Origin of the sequence: Pseudonocardia tropica, assembly GCF_040105315.1 — a bacterium.
Taxonomy (GTDB): domain Bacteria; phylum Actinomycetota; class Actinomycetes; order Mycobacteriales; family Pseudonocardiaceae; genus Pseudonocardia; species Pseudonocardia alni.
On the sequence record NZ_JBEDNP010000014.1, the window covers coordinates 93012 to 118616 of the forward strand.

At 73.9% G+C, this 25605-nt stretch carries 26 protein-coding genes and 1 tRNA gene; 12 read left to right on the forward strand and 15 right to left on the reverse strand.

The annotated features are described in order from the left end of the window. Window positions 1–39: 39 nt before the first annotated feature. The 4 genes from WHI96_RS21490 to WHI96_RS21505 all read right to left on the reverse strand — a co-directional run bounded on the left by WHI96_RS21490 (window position 40) and on the right by WHI96_RS21505 (window position 2921). Complete coding sequence (locus WHI96_RS21490; protein WP_345651411.1) at window positions 40–1275, reverse strand: tyrosine-type recombinase/integrase; 1236 nt, start codon at window positions 1273–1275, stop codon at window positions 40–42. A 668-nt stretch (window positions 1276–1943) separates the two neighbouring features. After that, a tRNA-Val gene (locus tag WHI96_RS21495) sits at window positions 1944–2015 on the reverse strand. Window positions 2016–2028: 13 nt separating this feature from the next. Further along, window positions 2029–2493, reverse strand: a complete 465-nt coding sequence (locus WHI96_RS21500) for a peroxiredoxin (protein ID WP_345651563.1) — start codon at window positions 2491–2493, stop codon at window positions 2029–2031. Beyond that, on the reverse strand, window positions 2490–2921 hold the full coding sequence (locus WHI96_RS21505) for a DUF3052 domain-containing protein (protein ID WP_020624178.1): 432 nt from the start codon (window positions 2919–2921) through the stop codon (window positions 2490–2492). Before WHI96_RS21505 ends, WHI96_RS21500 begins: the two co-directional genes overlap by 4 nt. 370 nt (window positions 2922–3291) lie before the next feature. Between WHI96_RS21505 and aceE the strand changes: the two genes are divergently transcribed. Continuing rightward, window positions 3292–6072, forward strand: coding sequence for a pyruvate dehydrogenase (acetyl-transferring), homodimeric type (aceE, locus tag WHI96_RS21510; protein WP_345651414.1), 2781 nt, complete (start codon window positions 3292–3294; stop codon window positions 6070–6072). 227 nt (window positions 6073–6299) lie between these two features. Continuing rightward, entirely contained in the window at window positions 6300–6503 is a 204-nt protein-coding gene (locus WHI96_RS21515; protein WP_073577448.1) for a cold-shock protein, read from the forward strand. Between the two features lie 93 nt (window positions 6504–6596). On the opposite strand, the gene WHI96_RS21520 is transcribed toward WHI96_RS21515, so the two are convergent. After that, the gene (locus WHI96_RS21520) at window positions 6597–7343 is read right to left on the reverse strand and encodes a pirin family protein (RefSeq protein WP_345651417.1); all 747 of its coding nucleotides are present in this window, start codon (window positions 7341–7343) and stop codon (window positions 6597–6599) included. 9 nt (window positions 7344–7352) lie between these two features. Here WHI96_RS21520 and WHI96_RS21525 point away from each other — a divergent pair, with 9 nt between their 5' ends. The 5 genes from WHI96_RS21525 to WHI96_RS21545 all read left to right on the forward strand — a co-directional run bounded on the left by WHI96_RS21525 (window position 7353) and on the right by WHI96_RS21545 (window position 12389). Further along, complete coding sequence (locus WHI96_RS21525) at window positions 7353–8744, forward strand: PucR family transcriptional regulator (protein WP_345651419.1); 1392 nt, start codon at window positions 7353–7355, stop codon at window positions 8742–8744. Window positions 8745–8885: 141 nt separating this feature from the next. Continuing rightward, complete coding sequence (locus WHI96_RS21530; protein WP_345651422.1) at window positions 8886–9809, forward strand: ACP S-malonyltransferase; 924 nt, start codon at window positions 8886–8888, stop codon at window positions 9807–9809. A 5-nt stretch (window positions 9810–9814) separates the two neighbouring features. After that, window positions 9815–10795, forward strand: coding sequence for a beta-ketoacyl-ACP synthase III (locus WHI96_RS21535; protein ID WP_345651425.1), 981 nt, complete (start codon window positions 9815–9817; stop codon window positions 10793–10795). Window positions 10796–10849: 54 nt separating this feature from the next. Then, a complete protein-coding gene (locus WHI96_RS21540; RefSeq protein WP_020623056.1) occupies window positions 10850–11092 on the forward strand; it encodes an acyl carrier protein in 243 nt (80 codons plus the stop codon). Between the two features lie 49 nt (window positions 11093–11141). Continuing rightward, window positions 11142–12389 carry a beta-ketoacyl-[acyl-carrier-protein] synthase family protein gene (locus tag WHI96_RS21545; RefSeq protein WP_345651429.1) on the forward strand — a complete coding sequence of 416 codons (1248 nt, stop codon included), beginning with the start codon at window positions 11142–11144 and terminating at the stop codon, window positions 12387–12389. 42 nt (window positions 12390–12431) lie between these two features. On the opposite strand, the gene WHI96_RS21550 is transcribed toward WHI96_RS21545, so the two are convergent. From WHI96_RS21550 to WHI96_RS21560, 3 genes are all read right to left on the reverse strand, one after another. Then, complete coding sequence (locus tag WHI96_RS21550) at window positions 12432–12977, reverse strand: hypothetical protein (protein WP_345651432.1); 546 nt, start codon at window positions 12975–12977, stop codon at window positions 12432–12434. A 44-nt stretch (window positions 12978–13021) separates the two neighbouring features. After that, complete coding sequence (locus tag WHI96_RS21555) at window positions 13022–13513, reverse strand: DUF3145 domain-containing protein (protein WP_345651435.1); 492 nt, start codon at window positions 13511–13513, stop codon at window positions 13022–13024. 225 nt (window positions 13514–13738) lie between these two features. Beyond that, window positions 13739–14815 (reverse strand): MBL fold metallo-hydrolase, encoded by a 1077-nt coding sequence (locus WHI96_RS21560; RefSeq protein WP_345651438.1) that lies wholly within the window; start codon window positions 14813–14815, stop codon window positions 13739–13741. 230 nt (window positions 14816–15045) lie between these two features. Here WHI96_RS21560 and WHI96_RS21565 point away from each other — a divergent pair, with 230 nt between their 5' ends. The 3 genes from WHI96_RS21565 to WHI96_RS21575 are packed head-to-tail and all read left to right on the forward strand — an operon-like array spanning window position 15046 to window position 16309. After that, complete coding sequence (locus WHI96_RS21565) at window positions 15046–15258, forward strand: helix-turn-helix domain-containing protein (protein ID WP_020623051.1); 213 nt, start codon at window positions 15046–15048, stop codon at window positions 15256–15258. 14 nt (window positions 15259–15272) lie between these two features. After that, on the forward strand, window positions 15273–16025 hold the full coding sequence (locus WHI96_RS21570; RefSeq protein WP_345651442.1) for a methyltransferase domain-containing protein: 753 nt from the start codon (window positions 15273–15275) through the stop codon (window positions 16023–16025). Window positions 16026–16072: 47 nt separating this feature from the next. After that, window positions 16073–16309 (forward strand): hypothetical protein, encoded by a 237-nt coding sequence (locus tag WHI96_RS21575; protein ID WP_062396644.1) that lies wholly within the window; start codon window positions 16073–16075, stop codon window positions 16307–16309. 4 nt (window positions 16310–16313) lie between these two features. Here the strand turns inward: WHI96_RS21575 and WHI96_RS21580 are convergent, their stop codons facing one another. After that, entirely contained in the window at window positions 16314–16784 is a 471-nt protein-coding gene (locus WHI96_RS21580; RefSeq protein ID WP_345651445.1) for an NUDIX domain-containing protein, read from the reverse strand. 77 nt (window positions 16785–16861) lie between these two features. On the opposite strand from WHI96_RS21580, the gene WHI96_RS21585 reads away from it, so the two are divergent. After that, window positions 16862–17869 carry an alpha/beta fold hydrolase gene (locus tag WHI96_RS21585; protein ID WP_345651448.1) on the forward strand — a complete coding sequence of 336 codons (1008 nt, stop codon included), beginning with the start codon at window positions 16862–16864 and terminating at the stop codon, window positions 17867–17869. 14 nt (window positions 17870–17883) lie between these two features. Here WHI96_RS21585 and WHI96_RS21590 read toward each other — a convergent pair whose 3' ends face one another. From WHI96_RS21590 to WHI96_RS21610, 5 genes are all read right to left on the reverse strand, one after another. Next, window positions 17884–18525, reverse strand: coding sequence for a hypothetical protein (locus WHI96_RS21590; protein WP_345651451.1), 642 nt, complete (start codon window positions 18523–18525; stop codon window positions 17884–17886). A 91-nt stretch (window positions 18526–18616) separates the two neighbouring features. Next, the gene (locus WHI96_RS21595; RefSeq protein ID WP_345651454.1) at window positions 18617–21478 is read right to left on the reverse strand and encodes a vitamin B12-dependent ribonucleotide reductase; all 2862 of its coding nucleotides are present in this window, start codon (window positions 21476–21478) and stop codon (window positions 18617–18619) included. A gap of 92 nt (window positions 21479–21570) precedes the next feature. After that, the gene (nrdR, locus tag WHI96_RS21600; RefSeq protein ID WP_062396654.1) at window positions 21571–22062 is read right to left on the reverse strand and encodes a transcriptional regulator NrdR; all 492 of its coding nucleotides are present in this window, start codon (window positions 22060–22062) and stop codon (window positions 21571–21573) included. 483 nt (window positions 22063–22545) lie between these two features. Further along, window positions 22546–23175, reverse strand: coding sequence for a hypothetical protein (locus WHI96_RS21605; protein ID WP_349302434.1), 630 nt, complete (start codon window positions 23173–23175; stop codon window positions 22546–22548). Between the two features lie 163 nt (window positions 23176–23338). Further along, on the reverse strand, window positions 23339–23578 hold the full coding sequence (locus tag WHI96_RS21610; protein WP_345651460.1) for a hypothetical protein: 240 nt from the start codon (window positions 23576–23578) through the stop codon (window positions 23339–23341). Between the two features lie 229 nt (window positions 23579–23807). On the opposite strand from WHI96_RS21610, the gene lexA reads away from it, so the two are divergent. Beyond that, window positions 23808–24566, forward strand: coding sequence for a transcriptional repressor LexA (gene lexA / locus WHI96_RS21615; protein ID WP_345651463.1), 759 nt, complete (start codon window positions 23808–23810; stop codon window positions 24564–24566). Between the two features lie 28 nt (window positions 24567–24594). Here the strand turns inward: lexA and WHI96_RS21620 are convergent, their stop codons facing one another. Beyond that, window positions 24595–25602, reverse strand: coding sequence for a hypothetical protein (locus WHI96_RS21620; RefSeq protein WP_345651466.1), 1008 nt, complete (start codon window positions 25600–25602; stop codon window positions 24595–24597). Between the last annotated feature and the right edge of the window lie 3 nt (window positions 25603–25605).

The following is a 25605-nucleotide window of genomic DNA, read 5'->3' on the forward strand; positions in this document are numbered from 1 at the left end:
CGGGCTACTGTTCCCGATCAGAGGTTCAGGCGAGATGGTCTACCAGCGGAAGACCATCGGAGCCTGGTTCGGGGACGCGAGGGGAACGACCTCGATCTCGTAGTCCCCGATCCACGCGTCTCCGTCACCCGCGATCTCCGGGTCCTCCATCCGCGCGATACCGAGCAGATGGGCCCGGAAGGTCTCTGGGTCGGTGAGACTGCCCGTCACGACCCGGGCCGGGTACCGACGCCCGCCCGGCCCCCGGACGACGACGGTGAAGTAGCTCGCGGCCTGCTCGGCCGCGGACGCCGGACGTGCAGGCTCCCGCTCCACGGGCTCCATCGAGGCCGTCTCGACCGGGCGATCCACGACGGCCGACGGCGCGAATACCGTTGGCCGCTCCCCCGCCGCCCCGACGAGCACACCCCACTCCCGCAACAGCTCGAACGCCCGGTGCACCGTGCTCGGCGCGAGCCCCTGCTCGGCAGCCAGCACCTTGACCCCCGGCAGATGTCCACCTACCGGCACGACCCCGGACTCGATCCGCTCCAACAGCTCGACCGCCAGCCGCTCCCGAGCCGACCGCGGATCCCGCCGCACCCGCTCCATCTCCGACCCCGCCGGCCGCTCCGGCATCCGCGACCCGAGCCCGGTCGCCGCCCGCTGGTCCGCCTCCGTCACCCACGCCGCGTACACCCGCAGCGTCGTCACCCCACCCCCGGAATGTCCCAGCCGCCCCGCGACCGTCCGCACGTCCACCCCCGCCGCGATCAGCTCGGTCGCCGAGTAGTGCCGCAGGTTGTGCAGGTGCGTGTCCAGCCCGAGCCGCGCCGCCATCCGCGAGTACCGCTGCGTCACCGACCCCGGCACCAGACTCGCCAAGCCATCCGGGGCCAGCGAGAACACGAACGCCTCCGGCCTCAGCTCGACCCCGAGCGCCCGGGCCCGCTCCTCGCACCGCTCCCGGTGGTCGCGCAGCACCTCGACCGTCTCGGCGTCCAGCGCGAGGCGCCGTTGCTGGTGGGTCTTGGTGTCCTTCTCCTGCAACGCCCGCCCGTCCTGGGCGATCGCCCGACGGATCGTCAACGTCCCGGATTCCAGGTCGACGTTCGACCAGCGCAGCGCGCACAGCTCGCCACGGCGGGCGCCGGTGGTCATGAACAGCCAGACCAGGGCGCCCCAGTCCAGGTCCCGCCACGCTTCGTTCAGCAGCCGCGCCGCCTCCGCCGCGGACGGCGGCTGCGGGTCCGGCGGCGGCTTCGCGGGAGGCGAGACGAACTCGACCGGGTTCACCGACACCCACCGCCACCGCACACCCCGCGAGTACGCGCCGTTGAGCACGAAGTGGATGTGCCGGATGGTGGCCGGCGCGAGCGGGCGACAGCGGTGCGGACGGCACCGGTCGTCGCACTCGTGCTCGCGCGGTGTCCGGTGGTCGACGCGCTTCGCCGATCCCGAGCAGTGGTCCCGGCAGCGACGCAGCTCGGCGTAGAGCGAGTCGAGGGCCTCCGCGCCGACGGCGCCGGCCTTCGTCCGACCGAGGAACGGGCGGACGTGCAGCTCCAGGTACCGGGTGTAGGCGCGGTGCGTGGTCGCGCCGACGTCGAGGGTCTCCAGGTACCGGTCGAGCAGCTGGTCCAGCGTCGCGCTCGTCCGCGGGCTGCGCTGCTCGTCGACGGCGTTGAGGAGCCGCGTCCGCGCGGCCTCAGCGCGGGCCTCCTGCCGCGGCCGGGCTCGATCACCTCGACGAGGGTGTTCCGCTTCCCCGAGACCGGGTCCTGGCCGCCGTACACGCGGACACGCAGGGCACCGCTCGGGAGGCTGTCGATCGTCCCGCGCTGCCTCCGGCGACCGGCCTTCGCCCGTGTCATGGGCCGAGGATACGAGACCTTCGTGTCACGAAACGTGTCACGCGGCCTGGTGAGTGATCTTGCCGGGGATGGAACCCCTGGTCAGATGCGTGGGCGCGGCAGGGTTCGAACCTGCGACCGCTCGGGTGTAAACCGAGTGCTCTCCCGCTGAGCTACGCGCCCGGGACGGACATCTTCACACGGCCCCGAGGGCCCGACGCCACCCGTCCTGGTCCCGTGGCTCCCCCGGCCCGTTCACCTCGGCGAACGACACGGTGCCGTCGGGGCGGACCAGGAACGTCCCCCGCAGCGCCATCCCCTTCGCGGTGTCGAACACCCCGTAGGCCGACGCCACGGCCCCGTGCGGCCAGAAGTCCGACAGCAGCGGGAACCCGAACCCCGCGGACGAGGCCCAGGCCCCGAGCGCGAAGGTCGGGTCGCAGGAGATCGCCAGCACCTGGGTGGCGTCGTTCTGGAACTCCGGGAGCGACGCCTGGACGGCCACCAGTTCCCCGCCGCAGATCCCGGAGAACGCGAACGGGTAGAAGACCAGCAGAGCCGAGCGCCCCGACCCGAGCACCGAGGCCAGCGAGACCGGCTGTCGGTTCTGGTCGGGGAGCTCGAAGTCCGGGGCGGCCGTGCCCTCGACGACTGGGCTCAGCGCTTGCCCTTCCCCTGCTTCGGCGGCACGAGCTTCGACCCCACCCAGTCGTCCCCGAGCGTCGCGTTGGACGTCTGCGACAGCCCGGCGGTCGGGGCCGCCTCGGCGATCTCGGAGGGCTGGATGTGGCCGTCACGGCCGGTCTTGGGTGTCAGGACCCACACGAAGCCCTCGTCCGAGAGGGGCGTTCGGGCGTCGACCAGGGTGTCGATCAGGTCGCCGTCCCCGTCGCGGAACCACAGGAGGACGACGTCGATGACCTCCTGGGCGTCCTCGTCGAGGAGTTCCTCACCGGTCGTGTCCTCGACGGCCTCTCTGACCTGGTCGTCGATATCGGTGTCGTACCCGAGTTCCTGGACGATCATGCCCGGCTCGATGCCGAGCTTTGCCGCGATGTCGGACGCACCGGCATCTGCCGCGGTCACCACTCGTTCCCCTTTCACGCTGCTCACGCAGTCCATCGTCTTCGGTTCCGCGTGCCGGCGCCACCCTTCGCGCGAAATCGGATGGGGCATCCGATCACGGGGGCCCGACCGGATGCAACCGGCTCGGGGTTCGCGGCCCGGTGACACGCAGGTCACCCCGCCCTCCGTTCAGTTACGTACGAGTAGTACCTATCCTCGCGGCCGGAGCCCGACTTCGTGAACGACGAGTTTCGGGACCACGCCGGAACAGGCACGATGGACCGAGCCACGGCCACGACCGTCGAGTCCGGCCGGCGACGTCGCCCCACAGCCGGCGGCGGAAAGACAGGGCCGGGCGATCCCGGCCACCGACGGAATCAGGCAGGGAGAACCCTTGACCGCGCAGAGCAGCACGCCCGGCGACGACAAGCGCCGCGTCAACGTCATCCGGGACGGGCTGGCCGCCCACCTGCCGGACATCGACCCCGAGGAGACGGCCGAGTGGCTGGACTCCCTGGACGCGGTCCTGGACAACGCCGGGCAGCAGCGCGCCCGCTACCTCATGCTGACGATGCTGCAGCGCGCCCGTGAGAAGCACGTGGGCGTCCCGTCGCTGACCGCGACGGACTACGTGAACACCATCCCGACCGACCGCGAGCCGTGGTTCCCCGGCGACGAGGAGGTCGAGCGCACCTACCGCCGCTGGCTGCGCTGGAACGCCGCGATGACCGTGCACCGTGCGCAGCGGCCCGGCATCGGCGTCGGCGGGCACATCTCGTCCTACGCGTCGTCGGCGACCCTGTACGAGGTCGGCTTCAACCACTTCTTCCGCGGCAAAGAGCACCCCGGCGGCGGCGACCAGATCTACATCCAGGGCCACGCCTCCCCCGGCATCTACGCCCGCGCCTTCCTCGAGGGCCGCCTGTCCGAGGACCGCCTCGACGGCTTCCGCCAGGAGCTCAGCCACGCCGGTCCGGGCGGCGGCCTGCCGTCCTACCCGCACCCGCGCCTGATGCCGGACTTCTGGGAGTTCCCCACGGTCTCGATGGGCATCGGCCCGATGAACGCGATCATGCAGGCGCGGTTCAACCGCTACCTGGGCGACCGCGGGTTCAAGGACACCTCCCAGCAGCAGGTGTGGGCCTTCCTCGGCGACGGCGAGATGGACGAGCCCGAGTCGCGCGGCCTGATCCACGTCGCGGCCAACGAGGGCCTGGACAACCTGAACTTCGTCGTCAACTGCAACCTGCAGCGCCTCGACGGCCCGGTCCGCGGCAACGGGAAGATCATCCAGGAGCTGGAGGCGTTCTTCCGGGGCGCCGGCTGGAACGTCATCAAGGTCATCTGGGGCCGCGAGTGGGACTCGCTGCTGCACGGCGACCGCGACGGCGCCCTGATCAACCTGATGAACACCACGCCCGACGGCGACTTCCAGACCTACAAGGCCAACGACGGCGCCTACGTCCGCGACCACTTCTTCGGCCGCGACCCGCGGACCAAGTCCCTCGTCGAGCCGATGAGCGACGCCGAGATCTGGAAGCTCAAGCGCGGCGGGCACGACTACCGCAAGGTGCACGCGGCCTACGCCGCGGCGACCGCGCACCACGGCCAGCCGACCGTCATCCTGGCCAAGACCATCAAGGGCTACGGCCTGGGCACGCACTTCGCGGGCCGCAACGCCACCCACCAGATGAAGAAGCTCACCCTCGACGACCTCAAGCAGTTCCGCGACGAGCAGCGCATCCCGATCTCGGACTCCCAGCTCGAGGCCGACCCGTACCTGCCGCCGTACTACCACCCCGGGGAGAAGGACGAGGCGATCCAGTACCTGCGGGAGCGCCGTCGCCAGCTGGGCGGGCCGCTGCCGTCGCGCCGGACCGCCGGCAAGCCGCTGGTGCTCCCCGGCGACAAGGTCTACGACTTCGTCAAGAAGGGCTCCGGCAAGCAGGAGGTCGCCACGACGATGGCGTTCGTCCGGCTGCTGCGCGAGCTCATCAAGGACAAGGAGATCGGCGCGCGCTTCGTGCCGATCATCCCGGACGAGGCTCGTACCTTCGGTATGGACTCGATGTTCCCGAGCCAGAAGATCTACAACCCGAACGGCCAGAACTACACCTCGGTCGACGCCGACCTGATGCTCGCCTACAAGGAGTCCGAGCAGGGCCAGATCCTGCACGAGGGCATCAACGAGGCCGGATCGGTCGGGTCGTTCACCGCGGCGGGCACGTCCTACGCCACGCACGACGAGCCGATGATCCCGATCTACATCTTCTACTCGATGTTCGGGTTCCAGCGGACCGGCGACTCGATCTGGGCCGCCTCGGACCAGATGGCCCGCGGCTTCCTCGTCGGGGCCACCGCCGGTCGCACCACGCTGACCGGTGAGGGTCTCCAGCACAACGACGGTCACTCGCTGCTGCTCGCGGCGACCAACCCGGCCGTCGTCGCCTACGACCCGGCGTTCTCCTTCGAGGTCGCGCACATCGTGCAGGACGGGCTGCGCCGGATGGTCGGCGAGAAGCCCGAGAACGTCATCTACTACCTGACGGTCTACAACGAGCCCTACCGCCAGCCGGCCGAGCCGGAGGACGTGGACCGCGAGGGCATCCTGCGCGGGATGCACCGCTTCGCCGCGGCGCCCGAGGGCAACGGCCCCGTGGTGCGGCTGCTCGCCTCCGGCGTCTCGCTGCCGTGGGCGCTGACCGCGCAGACGATGCTGGCCGACGACTGGGACGTCCGCGCCGAGGTCTGGTCGGTGACGTCCTGGGGCGAGCTGCGCCGCGACGGCGTCGAGGCCGAGCACGCCAACCTGCTCAAGCCCGGTGACGAGCCGGTCGTGCCGTACGTGACCCAGAAGCTGGGCGACGGCGAGCACGGCGAGGCCCCGGTCGTGGCGGTCTCGGACTGGATGCGTGCGGTCCCCGACCAGATCCGCCAGTGGTCCCCGGCGCCGTTCCTGTCGCTGGGCACCGACGGGTTCGGCCTGTCCGACACCCGTCCGGCCGTGCGCCGCCACTTCGCGGTCGACGCCGAGTCGATCGTCGTCGGCGCGCTGTCGGTGCTGGCGAAGCAGGGCCTGGTGAAGACCGAGACCGCGGCCGAGGCCGCGGCCGGCTACAAGATCGACGACCCGCGGGCCGCCGGCCCGCAGATCGGCGACGGCGGGGCCGCCTGACCCCACCCGCACACGACGGCCCGCCGCCCCGTACGGGGAGGCGGGCCGTCGCCGATTTTTCGCCCCTCCCAGGGCGGCGCAGATCACGATAGGCTCCGCGCGACGGCGGTGGCGGTGATCACTCGTCCTCGCGACTCGCCGTCCTGACCAGGGCGTCGACCGTGTGCGTCGCTGGCCCGCGGTCCCGGGGCGAGGTGCTCCGGGCCGATGATCTCCAGGGAGCAGGAATGGCAGAAGGCACCGTCAAGTGGTTCAACAGCGAGAAGGGCTACGGCTTCCTCGCCCCCGACGGTGGTGGTGCGGACGTGTTCGTGCACTACTCGGCGATCCAGACGAACGGCTACAAGAGCCTCGACGAGGGGCAGCGCGTGTCGTTCGACATCGAGCAGGGGCAGAAGGGGCCGCAGGCCAGCGGGGTCACGCCGCTCTGAGCCGTCCGGTCACCCGTCCGTCGCGGTGACCGGCAGCAGCCCGTCACGGCCGAGGCCCCGCGCGCCCCGGCCGGGTTCCGCGGTGTCCGGGTGTCACCACCCCAGCGCCGCGTGCATCTCCCACACCAGGATCTCGGCCCCCTCCGGTCCGGCGGTCACCCGCCGGCCGCCGTCGTCGACGAGCCTGGCCGCGTCGCCCGTACCGAGCTCGTCACCGGTCAGGTCCTCCAGCGTCGCGACCCCGCGTGCCACGAACGCGTGCACGAACGGGGCGGTCGGCAGCACCGTCGCCGACCCCGGCGCGAGCCGTGCGACCGACAGGGCCGCCGCGCGCTGACGCAGCGGCAGCAGGGTCTCCTCCCGGTGCCGTCCCAGGCCCGAGGCCAGGACGACCGTGTCCCCGCGCGCCCACGCGCCCGCCGCACACACCAGGTGGCGCGGGTCGCCGCCCGGCTCATCGGGCACCACCCACATCTGCACGAACCGCACGCCCCCGGCCGGCGTCGCGTGCTCGGAGTGCCGCACCCCCGACCCCGCACCGAGGTACTGCACCCCGCCCGGCCCGACCCGCGCGGTCCGCCCGGTGGCGCTGTCTCGGTGTTCCAGCTCGCCGTCGAGGACCCAGGTGAGGATCTCGGTGTCGCGGTGCGGGTGCTCGTCGTAGCCGCGCCCCGGCACGAGCCGGTCCTCGTTGTGCAGCAGCAGCAACCCGAAGTGGGTGTTGGCCGGGTCGTAGTGCGCGCCGGCGGAGAAGCTGTGCCGCGAGTCGAGCCAGCCGGTCTCCGTGCGCGCCCGCGAGCCCGCGCGGTACAGCGTGACGTGTCCTGTGGGTGCGCCCATCGTCGTGTCATGCTGCCCGACGTGCACCGCCACCCGGTCGCGGACGCGACGTTGCGCCGCCTCGAGCTCGCCTCGTCCCGGCTGGCCGCGGCCTGCCTGGCCGAGATGGAGCGGCGCTGCCCCTGGTTCGCGGGGCTGCCCGCCGACCAGCGCGCGGGCGTGGCCCTGGTGACCCAGACCGGCGTCGCGAACTTCGTGTCCTGGCTACGCGAGCCGGACCGCACCACCCCGCTGACCGCCGAGGCGTTCCGCATCGCGCCGCGCGACCTGGCCCGGCGGATCAGCCTGCGCCAGACCGTCGAGCTGGTGCGCATCGCCGCGGACGTGTTCGAGGAGCACCTGCCCCCGCTCGCCGACGACGGCACCGAGCGCCACGAGCTCACCGAGGCCGTGCTGCGCTTCGGCCGGGAGATCGCGTTCGCCGCCGCCACCGTGTACGCCGGCGCCGCCGAGTCCCGCGGTGCCTGGGACGCCCGGCTGGAGGCGCTCGTCGTCGACGCCGTGCTGCGCGGTGACACCGACGGCGCGCTCGTGTCCCGGGCCGCCGCGCTCGGCTGGGACCCCGCCGCCCCGGTGCACTGCCTGGTCGGCTCCGCCCCCGGCTCCGGCCCCGAGTCCCCGCAGCTGATCGTGGAGCTGCGCCGGGTCGCCGCGCGGCTCGGCCACGACGTGCTCGTCGGCGTCCAGGGGCGACGCCTGGTGGTCCTGCTGCACCTGACCGGGCGCCCCGCGCGCCGGGTCGCCGACCGGCTCGCCGAGACCGCCTCCGCGCGCCCGGCGCCGGCCGGGCCCGGGCCGGCGCCGGGGACGAGCGCGGTCACCGCACGGGTGCTCGCCGAGGTGGCGGTGCACTTCGGGCCCGGGCCGGTCGTCTCCGGCCCGCCCAGCACCGACCTGGCCACCGCGGGTGCCGCCGTCGCCGAGGCGCTGGCCGGACTGGCCGCGGCCCCCGGCCACCCCGACGCCCCGCGCCCGGTCGACGCCGCCGACCTGCTGCCCGAGCGCGCCCTGCACGGCGACCCGGCGGCGCGGCGCCGGCTCGCCGAGGACGTCCTCGCCCCGCTGCACGACACCGGCGGCGAGCTCCTGCGGACCCTGGCCGCGTACCTGGAGGGCGGGGCCAGCCTGGAGGGCTGCGCCCGCGCGCTCTACGTCCACCCCAACACGGTGCGCTACCGCCTGCGCCGCATCGGTGAGCTCGTCGGGCGCTCGCCCACCGACCCGCGGGAGGCGTTCGTGTTGCGCGCCGCGCTCGTCGCGGACCGCACCGCCCGCGCGTCCGACGGCCCGGCCGTCGCCGCGCACACCCCGCTGACGCCCCTGGACCCGACCGGGGAGCATGATCACGGCGCTGCCGACGCGGTCGGTGTCGCCGCGGCGACCGGCGGTGTCTTGTCGTGAACCCTACAAACACCGGCCCCTACGGATCGGTAACGAGGCCCCGGTCACACCTGAGTTTCGTAGGTTTCCTACAACTTCGGTGGTCCGACTTCGTCGTAACCGGTATCCCGGCGCCGACCCCGAGAGGTGTGTGATGTCCCCGTGATCGCCCTGCTCGCACCCGGCCAGGGGGCCCAGACCCCCGGCATGCTCGCTCCGTGGCTGGAGGACCCGGCCGCGGCGGAGGCCGTGGCCGGCTGGTCCGACGCCGTCGGGCTCGACCTGGCACGTCTCGGCACCACCGCGGACGCCGAGGAGATCACCGACACCGCGGTCACCCAGCCGTTGATCGTCACCCTGGGCCTGCTGGCCGCGCGTCGCCTGCGCGAGCGGGTCGAGCTGCCGTCCGGGACCGTCGTCGCCGGGCACTCGATCGGCGAGATCACCGCCTGCGCGATCGCGGGCGTGCTGACCGAGGACGCCGCCGTCGCCCTCGCCGGGGTCCGCGGCCGCGAGATGGCCGCCGCCTGCGCCGTCGCGCCGACCTCGATGGCCGCCGTGCTCGGCGGCGAGGAGGAGGTCGTGCTGGCCCGCCTCGCCGAACTGGGCCTCGACCCGGCCAACCGCAACGGGGCGGGCCAGATCGTCGCCGCCGGGGCGAAGGAGGCGATCACCGAGCTCGTCGCGTCGCCGCCGGAGAAGGCGCGGGTGAAGGCGCTCCCGGTCGCCGGGGCGTTCCACACCGCGCACATGGAGCCCGCGCGTGCCGCACTGGAGAGCCACGCATCGTCGGTGCCGGTGTCGGACCCGACGCTCACCCTGCTCTCCAACGGCGACGGCGGGACCGTCGACACCGGCGCCGAGGCGCTGAGCCGGCTCGTCGCGCAGGTCACCCGGCCGGTCCGCTGGGACGCCTGCATGCGGACCCTCGCCGACCGCGGGACCGGCGCGACCCTCGAGCTGCCGCCGGGAGCGACGCTGACCGGGCTGGTCAAGCGCGCGGTCAAGGGCACCCCGACGCTGGCGCTCAAGACCCCCGAGCAGCTCGAAGCCGCCGTCGACCTGATCTCCGAGCACGGGAAGTGAGCCCCATGCGAGCGACCCCGACCGTCGCCGGGGCCCGTTTCCTGGGCATCGGCAGCTGGCAGCCCGAGCACGTGGTCACCAACGCCGACCTGGAGAAACGGGTCGAGACCGACGACGCGTGGATCCGCAGCCGCGTCGGGATCGCCGAGCGCCGGATCGCCGACGCCGACACCCGGCTGCCGGACATGGCCGTCGCGGCGGGGCGGGCGGCGCTGGAGGACGCGGGCGCCGACCCGGCCGTGCTCGACGCGGTGATCGTCGCGACGTGCACCATGCCCAACACGATCCCCAACGCCGCCGCCCAGGTGGCGACCGCGCTGGGCGCGAACGGCATCGCCGCGTTCGACCTCAACGCGGCGTGTGCCGGCTTCAGCTACGCCACGGCCGTCGCCTCGGACATGATCCGCGCCGGTTCGGCCCGGCACGTGCTGGTCGTCGGCGCCGAGAAGCTCTCGGACTGGGTCGACTGGGACGACCGCTCGACCTGCATCATCTTCGCCGACGGCGCGGGTGCCGCCCTGCTCGGACCGGCGGACGGCGAGGACGAGGTCGGCATCGGCCCGGTCAGCTGGGGCAGTGCGGGCGACCACGCGTCGACCATCCGGATCCTCGACGAGACCACGAACAAGCTGCACCAGGAGGGCCAGGCGGTCTTCCGGTGGGCGACGACGGCGATCTCCCCCGTCGCGCTGGACGCCGTCGAGCGGGCCGGGCTCACCCCCGCCGACATCGACGTGCTCATCCCGCACCAGGCCAACCTGCGCATCGTCGAGGCGATCGCGAAGAAGCTGCGCCGCCACGGCGCGCGGGAGGACATGGTCGTCGCCGACGACATCGTGTACTCCGGCAACACCTCGTCCGCGTCCATCCCGATGGCGCTGGACCACATGCGCACGGCCGGCCGGGTACGGTCCGGCGACGTGCTGCTCCTCGTAGGCTTCGGCGCAGGACTGTCCTACGCCGGACAGGTCGTCGTCTGCCCCTGACGGGGCACCGGCGACCTGGCACCCGCACCCAACCACCGCGCAAGGAGAACCATCGTGGCTGACAACGCCGAGATCCTGACCGGGCTGGCCGAGATCGTCGAGGAGGTCGCCGGCATCGACACCGCCGAGGTGACCCCGGAGAAGTCCTTCGTGGACGACCTCGACATCGACTCGCTGTCCATGGTGGAGATCGCCGTGCAGGCCGAGGACAAGTTCGGCGCCAAGATCCCGGACGACCAGCTCGCCGAGCTGAAGACCGTCGGCGACGCCGTCGACTTCATCGCCAAGCACCAGTGACCCGTTCCGGCGGGCGGCTGCCCGTGCTCGCCGGGGAGAAGGAGACGTCATGACCGACGGAGTGGTCGTCACCGGTTTCGGGGCCACCACCCCGCTCGGCGGGGACGCCGCCTCCACCTGGGAGGCGCTGCTCGCCGGGAAGTCCGGGGTGGGAACCACCCGGGCCGACTGGACCGAGCGGTTCGACCTGCCGGTGTCCATCTCGGCCCAGCTCGCCGTGGAGCCCACCGAGGTCCTGCCGCGCGTGCAGGCCCGCCGGATGGACCGGTGCGAGCAGGTCGCGATGGTCGCGGCCAAGGAGGCGTGGGCGCACGCCGGTCTCGGCGCGATCCCCGGCGAGGACGGGGCCGCGGTCGAGGCCGAGCGGCTCGCCGTCGTCATCGGTGCGGGCATCGGCGGCGCGCCGACGCTGCTCGCGCAGGACGACCTGCTCGAGGAGCACGGGCTGCGCAAGGTCTCGCCGCTGACCGTGCCGATGCTCATGCCCAACGGGCCGGCCGCGCTGGTGAGCCTGGAGTACAAGGCCAAGGGCGGGGTGCACTCCCCCGCCTCGGCGTGCGCCACCGGCGCCGAGGCACTGGCCTGGGCCTACAAGCTGCTGCGCGACGGGGAGGTCGACGTCGTCCTCGCGGGCGGCGCCGAATCCTGCATCGTGCCGATCACCGTGGCCGGGTTCGTGCAGTCGCGGACCCTGTCCACCCGCAACGACGACCCGGAGCGCGCCTCCCGGCCGTTCGACACCGGGCGGGACGGCTTCGTCCTCGGTGAGGGTTCGGGCGTGCTCGTGCTCGAGCGCGAGGAGTTCGCGAAGGCCCGCGGCGCCACCGTGCACGGCCGCCTCGCCGGGGTCGGTCTGACGTCCGACGCGTACCACATCACCGGTCCCGACCCCGAGGGCGAGGGCCAGATCCGGGCGATGCAGAAGGCGGTGGCCGGGGCCGGCCTGTCCGCCTCCGACATCGTCCACGTCAACTGCCACGCCACCTCCACGGTGGTCGGCGACGTGGGCGAGGCGACCGCGGTGAAGCGGGCGTTCGGCGACCACCCGGTGCTGACCGCGCCGAAGTCGGCGCTCGGGCACCTCGTGGGCGGGGCCGGGGCCGTCGAGGGGATCATCGCGCTGCTGAGCGTGCGCGACGACGTCGTCCCCGCGACGCTCAACCTGACCGACAAGGACCCGAAGGTGGAGCTGGACGTCGTCGCCGGCGAGCCGCGGAAGATGACCGTGGACGCCGCCGTCAACAACTCGTTCGGCTTCGGCGGGCACAACGCCTCGCTGGTGTTCACCAAGGCCTGACGGTTCCGTGCGGGTCCTCGGCCGGGGACCCGCACGGCCCGCTCAGCAGGGGGCGCGCAGGATCCCGTCGGGGTTGCCGATGTCCATCCTGGGCGGTGAGCCCGCCATCGGGAAGGCGACCTGCCAGCAGATCCGGCCGACGTGCAGACCGGGCGGGCCGTCGTTCGGGTCCTGGACGCTGATGAAGCGCACCAGGGCGAGCACACCGCCGCCGCTCGCGGAGTCGATCCGGTCGATGCGGATGGTGCCGTCGGTGGTGGAACCGATCCCCTCCAGCCACGTGTCGCGGGGCTGCCGGTCGGCGGTGTCGGGGTTCACCACGCGGGTCCAGGTCGCGTGGTCGCGGCCGTTGACCGCGTTGAAGTAGAGCTGCACCTGCTGCATCACCAGCTGGGCGGCCGGGTGCTCGGCCGCGCCCGCGCTGATGGTCACCTCGCTGCTGCCCGCGCCGCTGTCGGGCACCGTCTGTGGCGCGGACGCGGGGGCGACGCCGGAACGGGTCGTCCCGGACACCGTCCACGCGACACCGCCGACGGCCACGAGCGCCACCAGCAGGACGCCGACCGTGATCGCGGCCCGGCCGTTCACCTCTCGCCCCCCATGGGACGACAGTCTGCCCGGCCCGGCCCGACTCAGCCGACCCGGTGGGTCAGCAGCGTCACCGCCGCGCCGTCGCCGGCGAAGCGGAAGGACTCCAGCTCGTCGTCCCAGGCGGTGCCCAGCAGCTGGTCGAGACGCCGGGACAGCCCGGCGCCGCCGTGCTCGGCCATGACCGTGCGCAGCTGGTCCTCGGGCAGCACGACGTCACCGTTGGCGCTGGTGCGTCCGCGCCACATGCCGAGGCCGGGGACGTGCATGAACCGTTCCCCGTCCACGCCGGCGCTCGGTTCCTCGGTCACCTCGAACCGCAGCATCGACCAGGCCCTCAGCGCCCCCGCGAGAGCCCCGCCACTCCCGGCGGGACCGCTCCAGGTGCACTCGGCCCGCATCTGACCGGACGCCACCGGCTGCGCGGACCACTCGAGGGAGACCCGCGTTCCGAGAACGCCCGAGAGCGCCCACTCGACGTGCGGACAGACCGCAGTCGGCGACGAGTGGACAAACACCACTCCGCGTGTGCTCACTGCTAACCTCCGCTGTCGTCGACGAGGATCGTCTTCCCCTACGTCCTCGGCGCAGCGCGGCCGGTGCTCGGACCCGCGGTACTGATGTGCTGGATGTGGGTGTGGTGACCTCCGTGGCGTGAGTGGACTCCGGTGACCTCACTCTGCCCGATTCCGCTCCGGGGAGCCACCCCGACACGACGACCGTGTGATCGGCGTCCGGCGTGTCGCGGCCCGGCGCGCGGGTCAGGCGGTGTAGGTGGCGACGGCGACCCCGGTGGCGGCGTCGGGAACCTCGGTCCGGCGCAGCTCACCGAGGTCGGCGAGCACGTCGAGGTGCGCCCCGGTCTCCAGCACCGCGAGGGTCCGGTTGAACAGGTCCATGTCCTCCAGCCGACGTTCCCGCCGGGTCCACCGCAGGACCCGGGCGACGGCGTCGGCGGTCGGGTGACCCGCGGCGACGGTGTCGCGGCACTGGGCGAGCCGGACGTCGTGGTGGGCCAGCAGCTCGTCGGTGCGGGCGTGCGCGCTGCCGCCGACCGGGCCGTGCGCGGGCAGCAGGGTCGCGTCCGGCCGGGACCGGACCAGGCGCAGCGAGTCGAGGAACTGCCCGAGCGGGCTCGCCACCGGCGACGGCTGCAGGCCGATCGACGGGGTGATCCGGGGCAGTACGTGGTCCCCCGCGAACAGCAGCTCGTGGGCCTCGTCGGCGAAGACGAGGTGCCCGCGGGTGTGCCCCGGGGTCTCCACGGCGGTCAGGGTGCGGGTGCCCGCCGGGTCGGCGACGGCGATGGTGGCGCGGTCGGCGATCCACTCGTCGGGGGCCTCCCACTCCTCGGGGAGCGGACGCGGCCACGGTCCGGCCCGGCCGAGCTCGTCGACGAGGCCGGCGGCACCGGCACGCAGCAGCCGGGTCCGGTCGGGCTCGTCCCGCGGGCGGTCGGGATCGGTGATGACCTCCAGGTTGGGCCGCTCCCCCGCGCCGAGCAGCACCCGGGTGCCGTACTCGCGGCGCAGCACCGCGGCCAGGGTGTAGTGGTCGCGGTGGGCGTGGGTGACCAGGAACCGGCGGACGTCGCCGAAACCGGAGCCCAGCGCGGCCATCGCCTTCCCGAGCAGGTCGCGGGCCTCGTCGATCGCCCAGCCGGAGTCGATCAGGGTCCAGCCGGTGTCGTCGGCGAGTGCGTAGACGTTCACGGCGCGCAGCCCGTCCTGGGGCAGCGGCAGCGGGATCCGGTAGACGCCGGGGGCGCTGCGGAACACGCCCGGCGTGGTCCAGTCGCCGTCCGGGTCGTCGTCGGTCACGGTGGGAGCGGCGGTCACCTCCCGACGATAGACGGCCGCCCACGCGCGTCCGGGCTCGCGGCACCCCCCACGGGGTCACGTCATCACGCCGCGTGTCCGGGCGGACACCGAGAGCCGACGGTTTCCGGACAGTCCACCCTAGGGTGGGACATGTTCGCACCGGGAGGGTGGCCCGATCCGCGCTACCGTCCCTGCGTTCGGTGATCAGAGGTCGGCCTGGGGGCGGGTCGGCGAAGGAGGGGCGCAGCATGGCGGCAGGGATCCCGGAGCAACGGTCCGGGCAGGACGCGCCGTTCCTCACCGTGGCCGAGGTGGCGGACCGGATGCGGGTCTCCCGGATGACGGTGTACCGGCTGGTGCACTCCGGGGAGCTGCCCGCGGTGCGCTTCGGGCGCTCGTTCCGCGTGCCACCCGAGTCGGTGGAGGCGTTGATCGAGTCGGCGCGCTACACCGGCGGGTGAGACACGGAGCCGGAATGATGCCGATCGACTCCGCGAGCGCGCGGCGGGTCGCGGACACCTACGACACCGCCGAGGCCCGCACCGAACGGGAGCGGACCCTGGAGCTGCTGGATCCGCGGGCCGGTGAGCAGATCCTGGTCGTCGGGACCGGGCCGGGACATCTGCTCGACGAGGTCGCCCGGGCCGTCGGTCCGGGCGCCACGGGTGTCGACCCGGACCCGGTGATGGTGACGCTGGCGCGACGCCGGTGCGGCACCCGGGCCGTCGTCACGCAGCGCGCGCTGGCCGGTCCGGGCTCGCTGCCCGGCGGGCCGTACGACGCGGTGGCCTGCCTGCAGGTGCTCGAGTTCCTCGACGACCTGCCGGCGGCCGTCGCCGAGCTGTACCGGGTCCTGCGCCCGGGCGGTCGGCTGCTGGTCCTGGACACGGACTGGACCTCGCTGCACTGGCCCGGGCCCGGGCAGGACCGGCACCGCCGCATCCGCGACGCGTGGTGCACCACGGTGCCGCGGTCGCGGCTGCCCTACGAGCTGGGCCCGCTGCTGCAGCGCGCCGGGTTCGGAGGGGAGTGGACGCGCCGGATGCCGATGCGCGGTCCGGCCTCCACCGGCTACGGCGCCGCACTGCGGGAGATGGTCGCCGACGCCGCGCCGGGCCGGTGCGGGCTCACCCGGGCCGACGTCGACGTGTGGGCGTCGGGCGTCGCGTTCTGCGGCGACGAACCGTTCTCGGTGGACCGCTGGTTCCTGGGCGCCGTCCGGCCCTGAACCGGCGGGCGTGGCGCGCGGGGCGCCGGTCGGGCAGCATCGCGGCCGTGGGCTCCCCGTCGTCGCAGACACCGATCACCGCGCGGGTGAGGATCGGGCAGCAGCCCGACTTCGTCCGCCTGTTCCAGACGCTGCCCCGGGCCGGCGAGTGGGTCAACTTCGCCCCGCCGGGCCGGCGGCGCGACGACTACGAGGTCGACTGGGTGCTGCACTGGGCGATCGACCCCGACGACACCGACAGCCCGGACGTCACCGTCGAGATCCAGCTCGTCGACCCGGAGTAGTCCGCTAGTCGAAGCCGTGGCTGCGGACCGCGGCGACGCCGCCGTCGCGCAGGGCCTCGAGCACCGCGCGTTCGTGCGGGACCGTGTCGGCGGGCAGGTCGGTGAGGGCGAACCAGTCCAGGCCCGCGGTCTTCCCGTCCTCGGCGCGGCGCGGCTCGCCGGTCCAGCGGCGGCAGGTGAAGAAGAAGTCGACGCGCTCGTCGACCGGGTTCCCGTTGCGCTGGGTGCGGTGCACCGCGGTCAGCGGGACGAGGTCGGCGGGGTCGACGGTGACGCCGAGCTCCTCGTGGGCCTCGCGCACCGCGGCGGCGGCCGCGTCCTCGCCCGCCTCGACGTGCCCGGCCGCGGCGGCGGCCCAGTGGCCGTCCATGAAGCCGGTCCCGGCGCGCAGCTGGAGCAGCACCTCGGTGCGCTCACCGGTGCCACGCAGCAGCAGGACGTAGGACGCCGGGACGACCCGGTAGCGCTCGCTCACGCCGTCGACCCTAGGTGCCGTACCGCCGTTCGCCGACGGCAACACCGGGGTAACGCGACGGTCCTACCGTCGGGCGGATGGCGGCCCCCACCTCGCGCCCGGCACCGGTCGGTGACCGGCTCGGCGTCGTACCGCCGCGGGACTCGGAGCTGCGGTTCCGCACCGTGCACGGCTACCGTCGCGCGTTCCGGGTGGCCGGCTCCGGGCCCGCGGTCGTGCTCGTGCACGGCATCGGGGACAGCTCGGCGACGTGGGAGGCGGTGTTCCCCGCGCTGGCCCGGCGGCACCTGGTGATCGCCCCGGACCTGCTCGGCCACGGGCACTCGGACAAGCCGCGCGCGGACTACTCCGTCGCCGCCTACGCGAACGGGATCCGCGACCTGCTCGGCGTCCTCGGGGTGCCCCGCGCGACGCTGGTGGGGCACTCGCTCGGCGGCGGCGTCGCCATGCAGTTCGCCTACCAGTACCCCGAGCGCACCGAGCGTCTCGTGCTGGTCGGGACCGGTGGGGCGGGTCCCGACGTGACGCCGCTGCTGCGCGCGGTGAGCCTGCCCGGCGCGCACGCGGTGCTGGCGGCCTCGCAGCTGCCGCTGCTGCGGTGGCAGCTCGGGTGGGCCGTCGACGCGCTACGCCTGGTCGGGGCCCACCTCGGCCGCGACGCCGCCGACCTGCTCCGGCTGGTCGACGCGCTGCCCGACGCGACGTCGCGGACGGCGTTCATCCGGACGTTGCGCGCCGTCGTCGACTGGCGCGGGCAGGTCGTGACCATGCTCGACCGCTGCTACCTGACCCGCGGGATGCCGACGATGCTCGTGTGGGGCGCGCAGGACGCCGTCGTACCGCTGGCGCACGCCCGCACCGCGCACGCCGCGATGCCGGGCAGCAGGCTGGAGGTCTTCGACGACGCCGGGCACTTCCCGCACCACAGCGACCCGGCCCGGTTCGTCGGGGTGCTGGAGGAGTTCCTGGGGTCCACCGACCCGGCGCGGTGGAGCCCGGAGCAGTGGCGTCAGCTGCTGCGCTGCCCCGCTCCCCCGCCCACCGGTGTCGCCGGGGTGCGGCCGGGACCGGTGTCGGCGACCTGACCTCGGGCCCGGGGTCAGAACACGAACCCCAGCCAGGTGCCGGCGCAGCCGTGGCAGGCGCCGTGCGTCGTCGCGGCCCGGTGCACCGGGCGCAGGCAGATCACGCAGTGGGTGAGCCGGCGCCGTGCCCGGCGCAGCAGACCGTCGCGCACCTGGCGGACGGCGAGCCCGGCGTCGCCGTCCGGGTCGTCGCAGCCGGGCAGGACGGGCACCTCCACCGCGTCCGCCGGGTCCAGCACCGGGAGGTGGCCGTCCCGGCGCGGCTCCGGGCGGGCCAGCAGCACCGGACCCGCCGGGTCGAACCCGAGCATCAGCTGCGGCGGCTCCCCGGCGACGAACCAGGCCACCGGGTCGGCCGTCGCGCCGGGCGGGAGGAGCCCCGCCGAGCGCAGGTCCGCGTCGGTCCAGCCGCCGCGACGCAGGTCGGCCGGGGTGAGCCCGAAGTGCCGCAGCCCGTCGGCGGGCAGGTCGAGCTCGCGCAGCTCCGCCGGGGACGGGACCCCGACGTAGACGGTGCCGCGCTCCCCCACCGGCTGCGCGACGGGCCCGGTGTGGTGGCCGTCCGCGGCGCGCCACGGAGCGGCGACGAGCACGGCGAGCACCCGCGGGTCGACGCCGAGGCGCTGCGCGACCTCCGCGGTGCGGTCCTCGGTCACGTGGTCTCCGATCAGGCGGTCCGTCCGCGGCTCCGGACGCGCGCCGGGGCGGCTCCGGTGTCGGAGCCGCCCCGGTGTGGTGCGGTGTCGCTCAGCTGCAGCCGCTGGTGGAGCCGCAGCCCTCGCAGAGGTAGCAGGACCCGGCGGGGCGCATCTTCGTCCCGCAGGTCATGCACAGCGGGGCGTCGGCGGCCTTGCCCAGACGCAGCTCGAGCAGCTCGGTGGAGCTGCCGACCTCGACCGGGGCCGGCTCGACACCGGTCTCCTTGCGCTCCTCGATCGTCGGCACCGAGGAACGGAACTCCTCGATGTCGAGCTTCTCGCCGGTGCCGTAGTCGTTCTCGACCTGGGCGGACCGCTCGTCGGAGGAGAAGATGCCCAGCTGGGCGCGCTTCTCGTACGGCAGGTGGTCCAGCGCCAGGCGGCGGAACAGGTAGTCCAGCACCGAGGTCGCGATCCGGACGTCCGGGTCGTCGGTCATCCCGGCCGGCTCGAAGCGCAGGTTGGAGAACTTCGAGACGTAGAACTCCAGCGGGATGCCGTACTGCAGACCCACCGAGATCGACATCGAGAAGGCGTCCATCACGCCGGCCAGGGTCGAGCCCTGCTTGCCGAGCTTGACGAAGATCTCGCCGAGGCCGTCGTCGGGGTAGCTGCCCGCGGTGAGGTAGCCCTCGGCGCCGCCGACGGTGAACGACACGGTCTCGCTGGGCCGCTTCTTCGGCAGCCGCTTGCGGACCGGCCGCTGCTCGACGACGACGTGCTTCTCCGGCTCCGCGCCGGCCTTCTTGTCCCCGCCCTTGCCTGCGGACAGCGGCTGGCCGACCTTGCAGTTGTCGCGGTAGATCGCGAGGGCCTTGAGGCCGAGGCGCCATCCCTCCAGGTAGATCCGCTCGACGTCCTCGACGCTCGCCCGCTCCGGCATGTTGACCGTCTTGGAGATGGCGCCGGACAGGAACGGCTGCGCGGCGGCCATCATGCGGACGTGGCCCATCGGGGCGATCGTCCGGTCGCCCATGGCGCAGTCGAACACCTCGTAGTGCTCGGGCTTCATGCCCGGGGCGTCGACCACGTGGCCGTGCTCGGCGACGTACTCGACGATCGCCTCGGCCTGCTCGGCCTGGTAGCCGAGGTTGTCCAGGGCGCGGCGCACCGACTGGTTGACGATCTGCATGGAACCGCCGCCGACCAGCTTCTTGAACTTGACCAGCGCCAGGTCCGGCTCGATGCCGGTCGTGTCGCAGTCCATCATCAGGCCGATCGTGCCGGTCGGGGCCAGCACCGACGCCTGCGCGTTGCGCCAGCCGTTGACCTGCCCGACGTCCTGGCACTGCTTCCAGACCTCGGTGGCGAGCTTCTGCACCGGGAAGCTGGAGGCGAAGGTGCGGATGCGGTCGTTCTCGGCGGCGTGCTTGCGGACGACGCGCTGGTGGGCCTCGGCGTTGCGGGCGTAGCCCTCGTACGAGCCGACGACGCCGGCGAGCTCGGCGGAGCGCTTGTACGCGGCGCCGGTCATCAGCGAGGTGATGGACCCGGCGAGCGCGCGGCCGCCCTCGGAGTCGTAGGCGTGGCCGGTCGCCATGAGCAGCGCGCCGAGGTTGGCGTAGCCGATGCCCAGCTGCCGGAACCTGCGCGTGGTGTCGGCGATCGGCTCGGTCGGGAAGTCCGCGAAGCAGATCGAGATGTCCATCGCGGTGATGATCAGCTCGACGGCCTTGGCGAAGGTCTCGGCGTCGAACCGGTCGTCGGAGTCGAGGAACTTCAGCAGGTTCAGCGACGCCAGGTTGCAGCTGGAGTTGTCCAGGTGCATGTACTCCGAGCACGGGTTCGACGCGCTGATGCGCCCCGACTCCGGGGTGGTGTGCCAGTCGTTGATCGTGCCGTCGTACTGGATGCCCGGGTCGGCGCAGTTCCAGGCCGCCTCGGCGATGCCGCGGAAGAGCGTGCGGGCGTCGACGCGCTCGATGACCTCACCGGTCATCCGGGCACGCAGACCGAAGTCGGTGCCCCCCTCGACGGCGCGCATGAACTCGTCGGTGACGCGGACGGAGTTGTTGGCGTTCTGGTACTGCACCGAGGTGATGTCGGAGCCGCCCAGGTCCATGTCGAATCCGGCGTCGCGCAGGACGCGGACCTTGGCCTCCTCCTTCGCCTTGGTCTCGACGAACTCCTCGATGTCGGGGTGGTCGACGTCGAGGACGACCATCTTCGCCGCGCGCCGGGTGGCGCCGCCGGACTTGATGGTGCCCGCGGAGGCGTCGGCACCGCGCATGAACGAGACCGGGCCCGAGGCGGTGCCGCCCGAGGACAGCAGCTCCTTCGACGAGCGGATGCGCGAGAGGTTCAGGCCGGCACCGGAGCCGCCCTTGAAGATCAGCCCCTCCTCGCGGTACCAGTTCAGGATCGACTCCATCGTGTCGTCGACCGAGAGGATGAAGCAGGCGCTGACCTGCTGCGGGCTCGGCGTCCCGACGTTGAACCAGACCGGCGAGTTGAAGCTGAACACCTGGTGGATCAGCATCCAGGTGAGCTCGTGGTCGAAGATCTCGGCGTCCGCGTCGGTGGCGAAGTAGCCGTGCTCGACGCCGGCCCGCCTGTAGGTGCCGACGACCCGCTCGACGAGCTGCTTGAGGCTGGACTCACGGGTCTCCGAGCCCACCGCGCCGCGGAAGTACTTGCTGGTGACGATGTTGGTGGCGTTGACCGACCAGCTGCGCGGGAACTCGACGCCGCGCTGCTCGAAGTTGACGGTGCCGTCGCGCCAGTTGGTCATGACGACGTCGCGGCGCTCCCACTCCACCTCCTCGTAGGGGTGGACCCCTTCGGTGGTGAAGACACGCTGCACGGTCAGACCGGGCGCGCGCTTGGCGCCGGTCCTCCCGCGACCACGCGACGGCTTGGCCGCCGCGCTCTCACCGGTGTCTGTCGTCGGGCCCCCGACGGTCTCGGTCATGAACTGCCTCCGCATCCGACGCTTCTCCGCCCGCACGCTGGGGTGCGCGGACGGCTCTCTTCCCGGTACGCCCGGCGACGACGACGCGCCGCTCAGCCGTCCGGGTGGTGGCCGGCCTCGTCGTCGGCTGCTTCCCCGGCAGCCGCCGAACGCAGGTCGGCGATCTCCTTCTCGAAGTCCTCGATGGAGGAGAAGGACCGATAGACGCTCGCGAACCGCAGGTACGCGACCTCGTCGAGCTCACGCAGCGGCCCGAGGATCGCCAGCCCGACCTCGTGGCTGGGAAGCTCCGCCGCCCCGCGCGCCCGCACCGTCTCCTCGACCCGGTGGGCGAGCTGTTGCAGGTCGTCCTCGTCGACCGGCCGGCCCTGGCACGCCCGCCGAACCCCGCCGACGACCTTCTGCCGACTGAAGGGCTCGGTCACCCCGCTGCGCTTGACGACGGCCAGCACGGCCTCCTCGACCGTGGTGAACCGTCGTCCGCACGAGGTGCAGGACCGGCGCCGGCGGGTGCAGGTCCCGTCGTCGGCGGTCCGGGAGTCGATCACGCGGGAGTCCGGGTGTCGGCAGAACGGGCAGCGCATGGACGCTCACACCCCTCTTCCGTGACGTTCCGGAGACTCTCCGCAGCGATCCGTCCCCCCAACCAGTGGCGGAACGACACCAATGTAACCCCTACATCTAGGGGTACGCCATCCCGGGCCCGGTGCCACGCCGAGCATCGCCCGATCGGGATCCGAGCCTGGCACACCACGTTCCGCGACCGGTCCGTCACCGACGATCATGGAGTGGGACATCGGCGCTGGTGGCGCCGAGGAACGCCGTGGACGGCGCCGTCCGTCGGGCCGCAGCGACCGCGACCGGCGGCCACCCGATGCGGGGACACGCCCGGCGGACGCGCCCGGCGGCACGTCGCCGACCCCTCCGGCGACATCCCGGCGACCGCGTCCCGACACCCGCACGCCGTCCTCGCACACGCCGTCACCCGGTGCGACGCCGGCACGGCGTCCGTCGCTCCGCACCGTCACCACCGGGCACCGCGCTGCGATCCGCGGCGCAGGACGACGTCAGCGCACGGCACCGACCGACGGCACGGCGGCCGCGGGAGCGTTCCAGCCCGCCGCCGCGTCGCCCAGCAGCCCGAGTGCCACCACCGCGGTCGTCGCGCACAGCAGGGCCGCGACCCCGGCGAGGACCCGCTCCAGGCGCCCGCGGACCCGGCTGCGGGCCGGGCGCGGGCGCGCCGGGACCAGGCAGCGCCGGGCCGACGGACCGACGGTGCGCGGTGCCGGCTCGGCCACCGACCGAGGACGGGGCGGCGCCGCGGGCCGCGCCGGGGTCGCCGTCGACCCCGGGGCCGGGGTGGTGCACCGAGGCGTCCGGACCGCGACGTTCGGACCGCCGGCGGGACCGGACCCCGAGGCACCGGACCCCGAGGCGCGCCGGGAACGGGTCGCGGGATGACGGGCGACCGACTCGGTCAGTGCGCGCTCGTGCGCACCGTGGGCGGCCCACCGGTGGGCCGCGCGCGCGGCGGCCGACGAGCCGGCCGCCGACGCACCGGCGCGAGCGTCGGCGGTCCGCACCCGCTCCCGGGCGGCGCGCCGGGCGCGCAAGGTGGGGGTGCCGGGCGCCGGGGCGCCGGTCAGGCAGCCGACCGCTCCGTGCTCGCGGATCCGCTCGTCGAGCTCTCGCATGGTTCCTCCTGCCGTCGGACCGCCCGTCCCCCGGGCGGTCTCCTCTCCCCCGCTCCCGACCGGCCCTTCCCCGAGCCCGGTCGAACGGGCGTACGAGCGGTGTAGCACCCGGCACCGACAACGACCGCGTTCCCGCAGCTCATCGACCGTGCCGGGGGCGTTCTCAGCGTGGCGCGCCGACCGCGGACGACCCGACCGGGCCGTGGGTGGCGACCGCGACGTCGGCGACCTCGGCGAGGACCCCGAGCACGACGACCGCGGCCGCCGAGGCGAGCAGGACGCCCGACGCCGCCACCGCACGGCGCACGACACCCGGCGCCGGGACGGCCCGCACCCTGCCGGCCGTGGTGCGCACCGGGACCCGCCCGGTGACCGTCACGTCCTCGATGACCGCCGTACCCACGATCGCCACCCCCGCTGCCGTTCCCGCTGCCGGTCGCCCCCGCGCGGCCGGACGGCGACGCGGACCGCGTTCGATCGAACCGGTGTTCGATCGAACGCCTGTGCGATGTTGTACCACCGCGGCCCGACGGAATCCACGACACGCCCCGGGCGACTTCGAACGCATGTTTGGCGAACGGGCCCGCGGCGGCTAGGGTCGTCGTCGTAGGTACCCCGAGGAGGCGAATGCGATGGCAGCGGACGACACCGGACACGGTGGTCCCGGCGTGACCGGCACCGCCGAGGACCGGGGATCCGCGAAGGTCCGGGAGTTCCCCGAGCCCGCGGCCGACACCCGCGGCCTGACCCCGCGACAGAAGAAGGTCCTGGCCGTCATCCGGGACTGGGTGGACCGGTACGGCTACCCGCCCAGCGTCCGCGAGATCGGTGACGCGGTGGGCCTCACGTCCACCTCGTCGGTGCACCACCAGCTCCGCACCCTGGAGCGCAAGGGCTTCCTCCGGCGCGACCCGAACCGCACCCGCGCGGTCGACGTCCGCAGCCCGGAGCAGATCGCCGGTACCGACGGTGCGGACTCCGACACCGACACCGCCGACCTGCGTTCCGCGCGGCCGGCGCCGGCGTTCGTGCCGCTCATCGGCGACATCGCCGCCGGTGGCCCGATCCTGGCCGAGCAGGCCGTGCAGGACGTCTTCCCGCTGCCGCGCGAGATCGTCGGCGAGGGCACGCTGTTCCTGCTCAACGTCAAGGGCGACTCGATGGTCGACGCCGCGATCACCGACGGCGACTGGGTCGTCGTGCGCCAGCAGCCGGTGGCCGAGCAGGGCGAGGTCGTGGCCGCGATGATCGACGGCGAGGCGACCGTGAAGACGTTCCGCCGCAAGGACGGGCACATCTGGCTGATGCCCGCGAACGACGCCTACGACCCGATCCCGGGTGACGACGCGTCGATCCTGGGCCGCGTCGTGGCGGTCCTGCGCCGCCTCTGACCGCCTCGGGCGGCGCCCGGTCCCGCGGTCAGCGGGACCGGCGGCGCCGTCCGTGCAGGGACATCGCGACGGCGCCGGCGACTAGCAGCGCCCCGAGCGCCGCGGCCCCGCCCGCGGCGGGCAGCCACGACGGGTACGTGCGGTACTCCGGCACCTCGGCGGGCTGGGGCACGACCGGTGCCTGCGGAACGGTCGCCGCGGTCACCGCGCCCGGGACGACCGTGATCGCCGCCGCGGTCGGGCCCCGCGCCTCGCTCCCGGAGTGCAGCGCGCCCCGGCCGTCCGGGGCGACCGCCTCACCCTGGGCCTCCCCCGGCAACGGCACCGGCAGCGGCGCCCCGTCCAGGGCCGCGACCAGCGCGTCGGCCGTCGCCGGTCCGCCGGCGGGCAGCGGGAACACCCAGGCGTCGGTGTAGGTCCGCAGCACGGCGGCGCGCCCGCCCCCGGCCTCGGGCGGTGAGACCCCGCCGCCGGTGACCGTGCGCGACCCGGCGGGCCCGAGCGGCCCGCCGCCGGTGCCGGACCAGGGCAGCACGACCTGTGCCACCCGGCGCAGCTCCACGGGGTCCCCGCCGTCGCGCAGCGCCGCGGCGGGCCGGTAGACCCCGGCGGCACCGGTGGCCTTGTCGACCAGCAGGGGCACGCCGTCGTCGCCGACCAGCAGTGTCTCGACGTCGCGCGGACCGTCGGGGTAGACGAGGTCGTGCACCCGTGGCGGCCCGGCCGGGGGCAGCACGACGAGCCGGACCGACCCGCGCTGCGCCCTGTTGTCGCCGGTGTCGGCGAGCCACAGATCCCCGCCCGGTCCGAGGCCGAGGTCCTCGACGTCGGTCACCGGGACGTCGGCCTGCCGGGTGCCGGTGACCGCGCAGCCGGCCGGGTCCAGGGTGAACGCCCGCGCGGTCCCGCCGCCGTCGACGACGGCGTGGTAGCGCTGCGGGTCCGCGCCGGGCCGGCCCTCGGCGACCAGCCCGGACAGCTCCGCGAGCCGCGGGTCGTCGACCGTGCAGACCGGCTGCGCCGCCGGGGGCGGCACGGC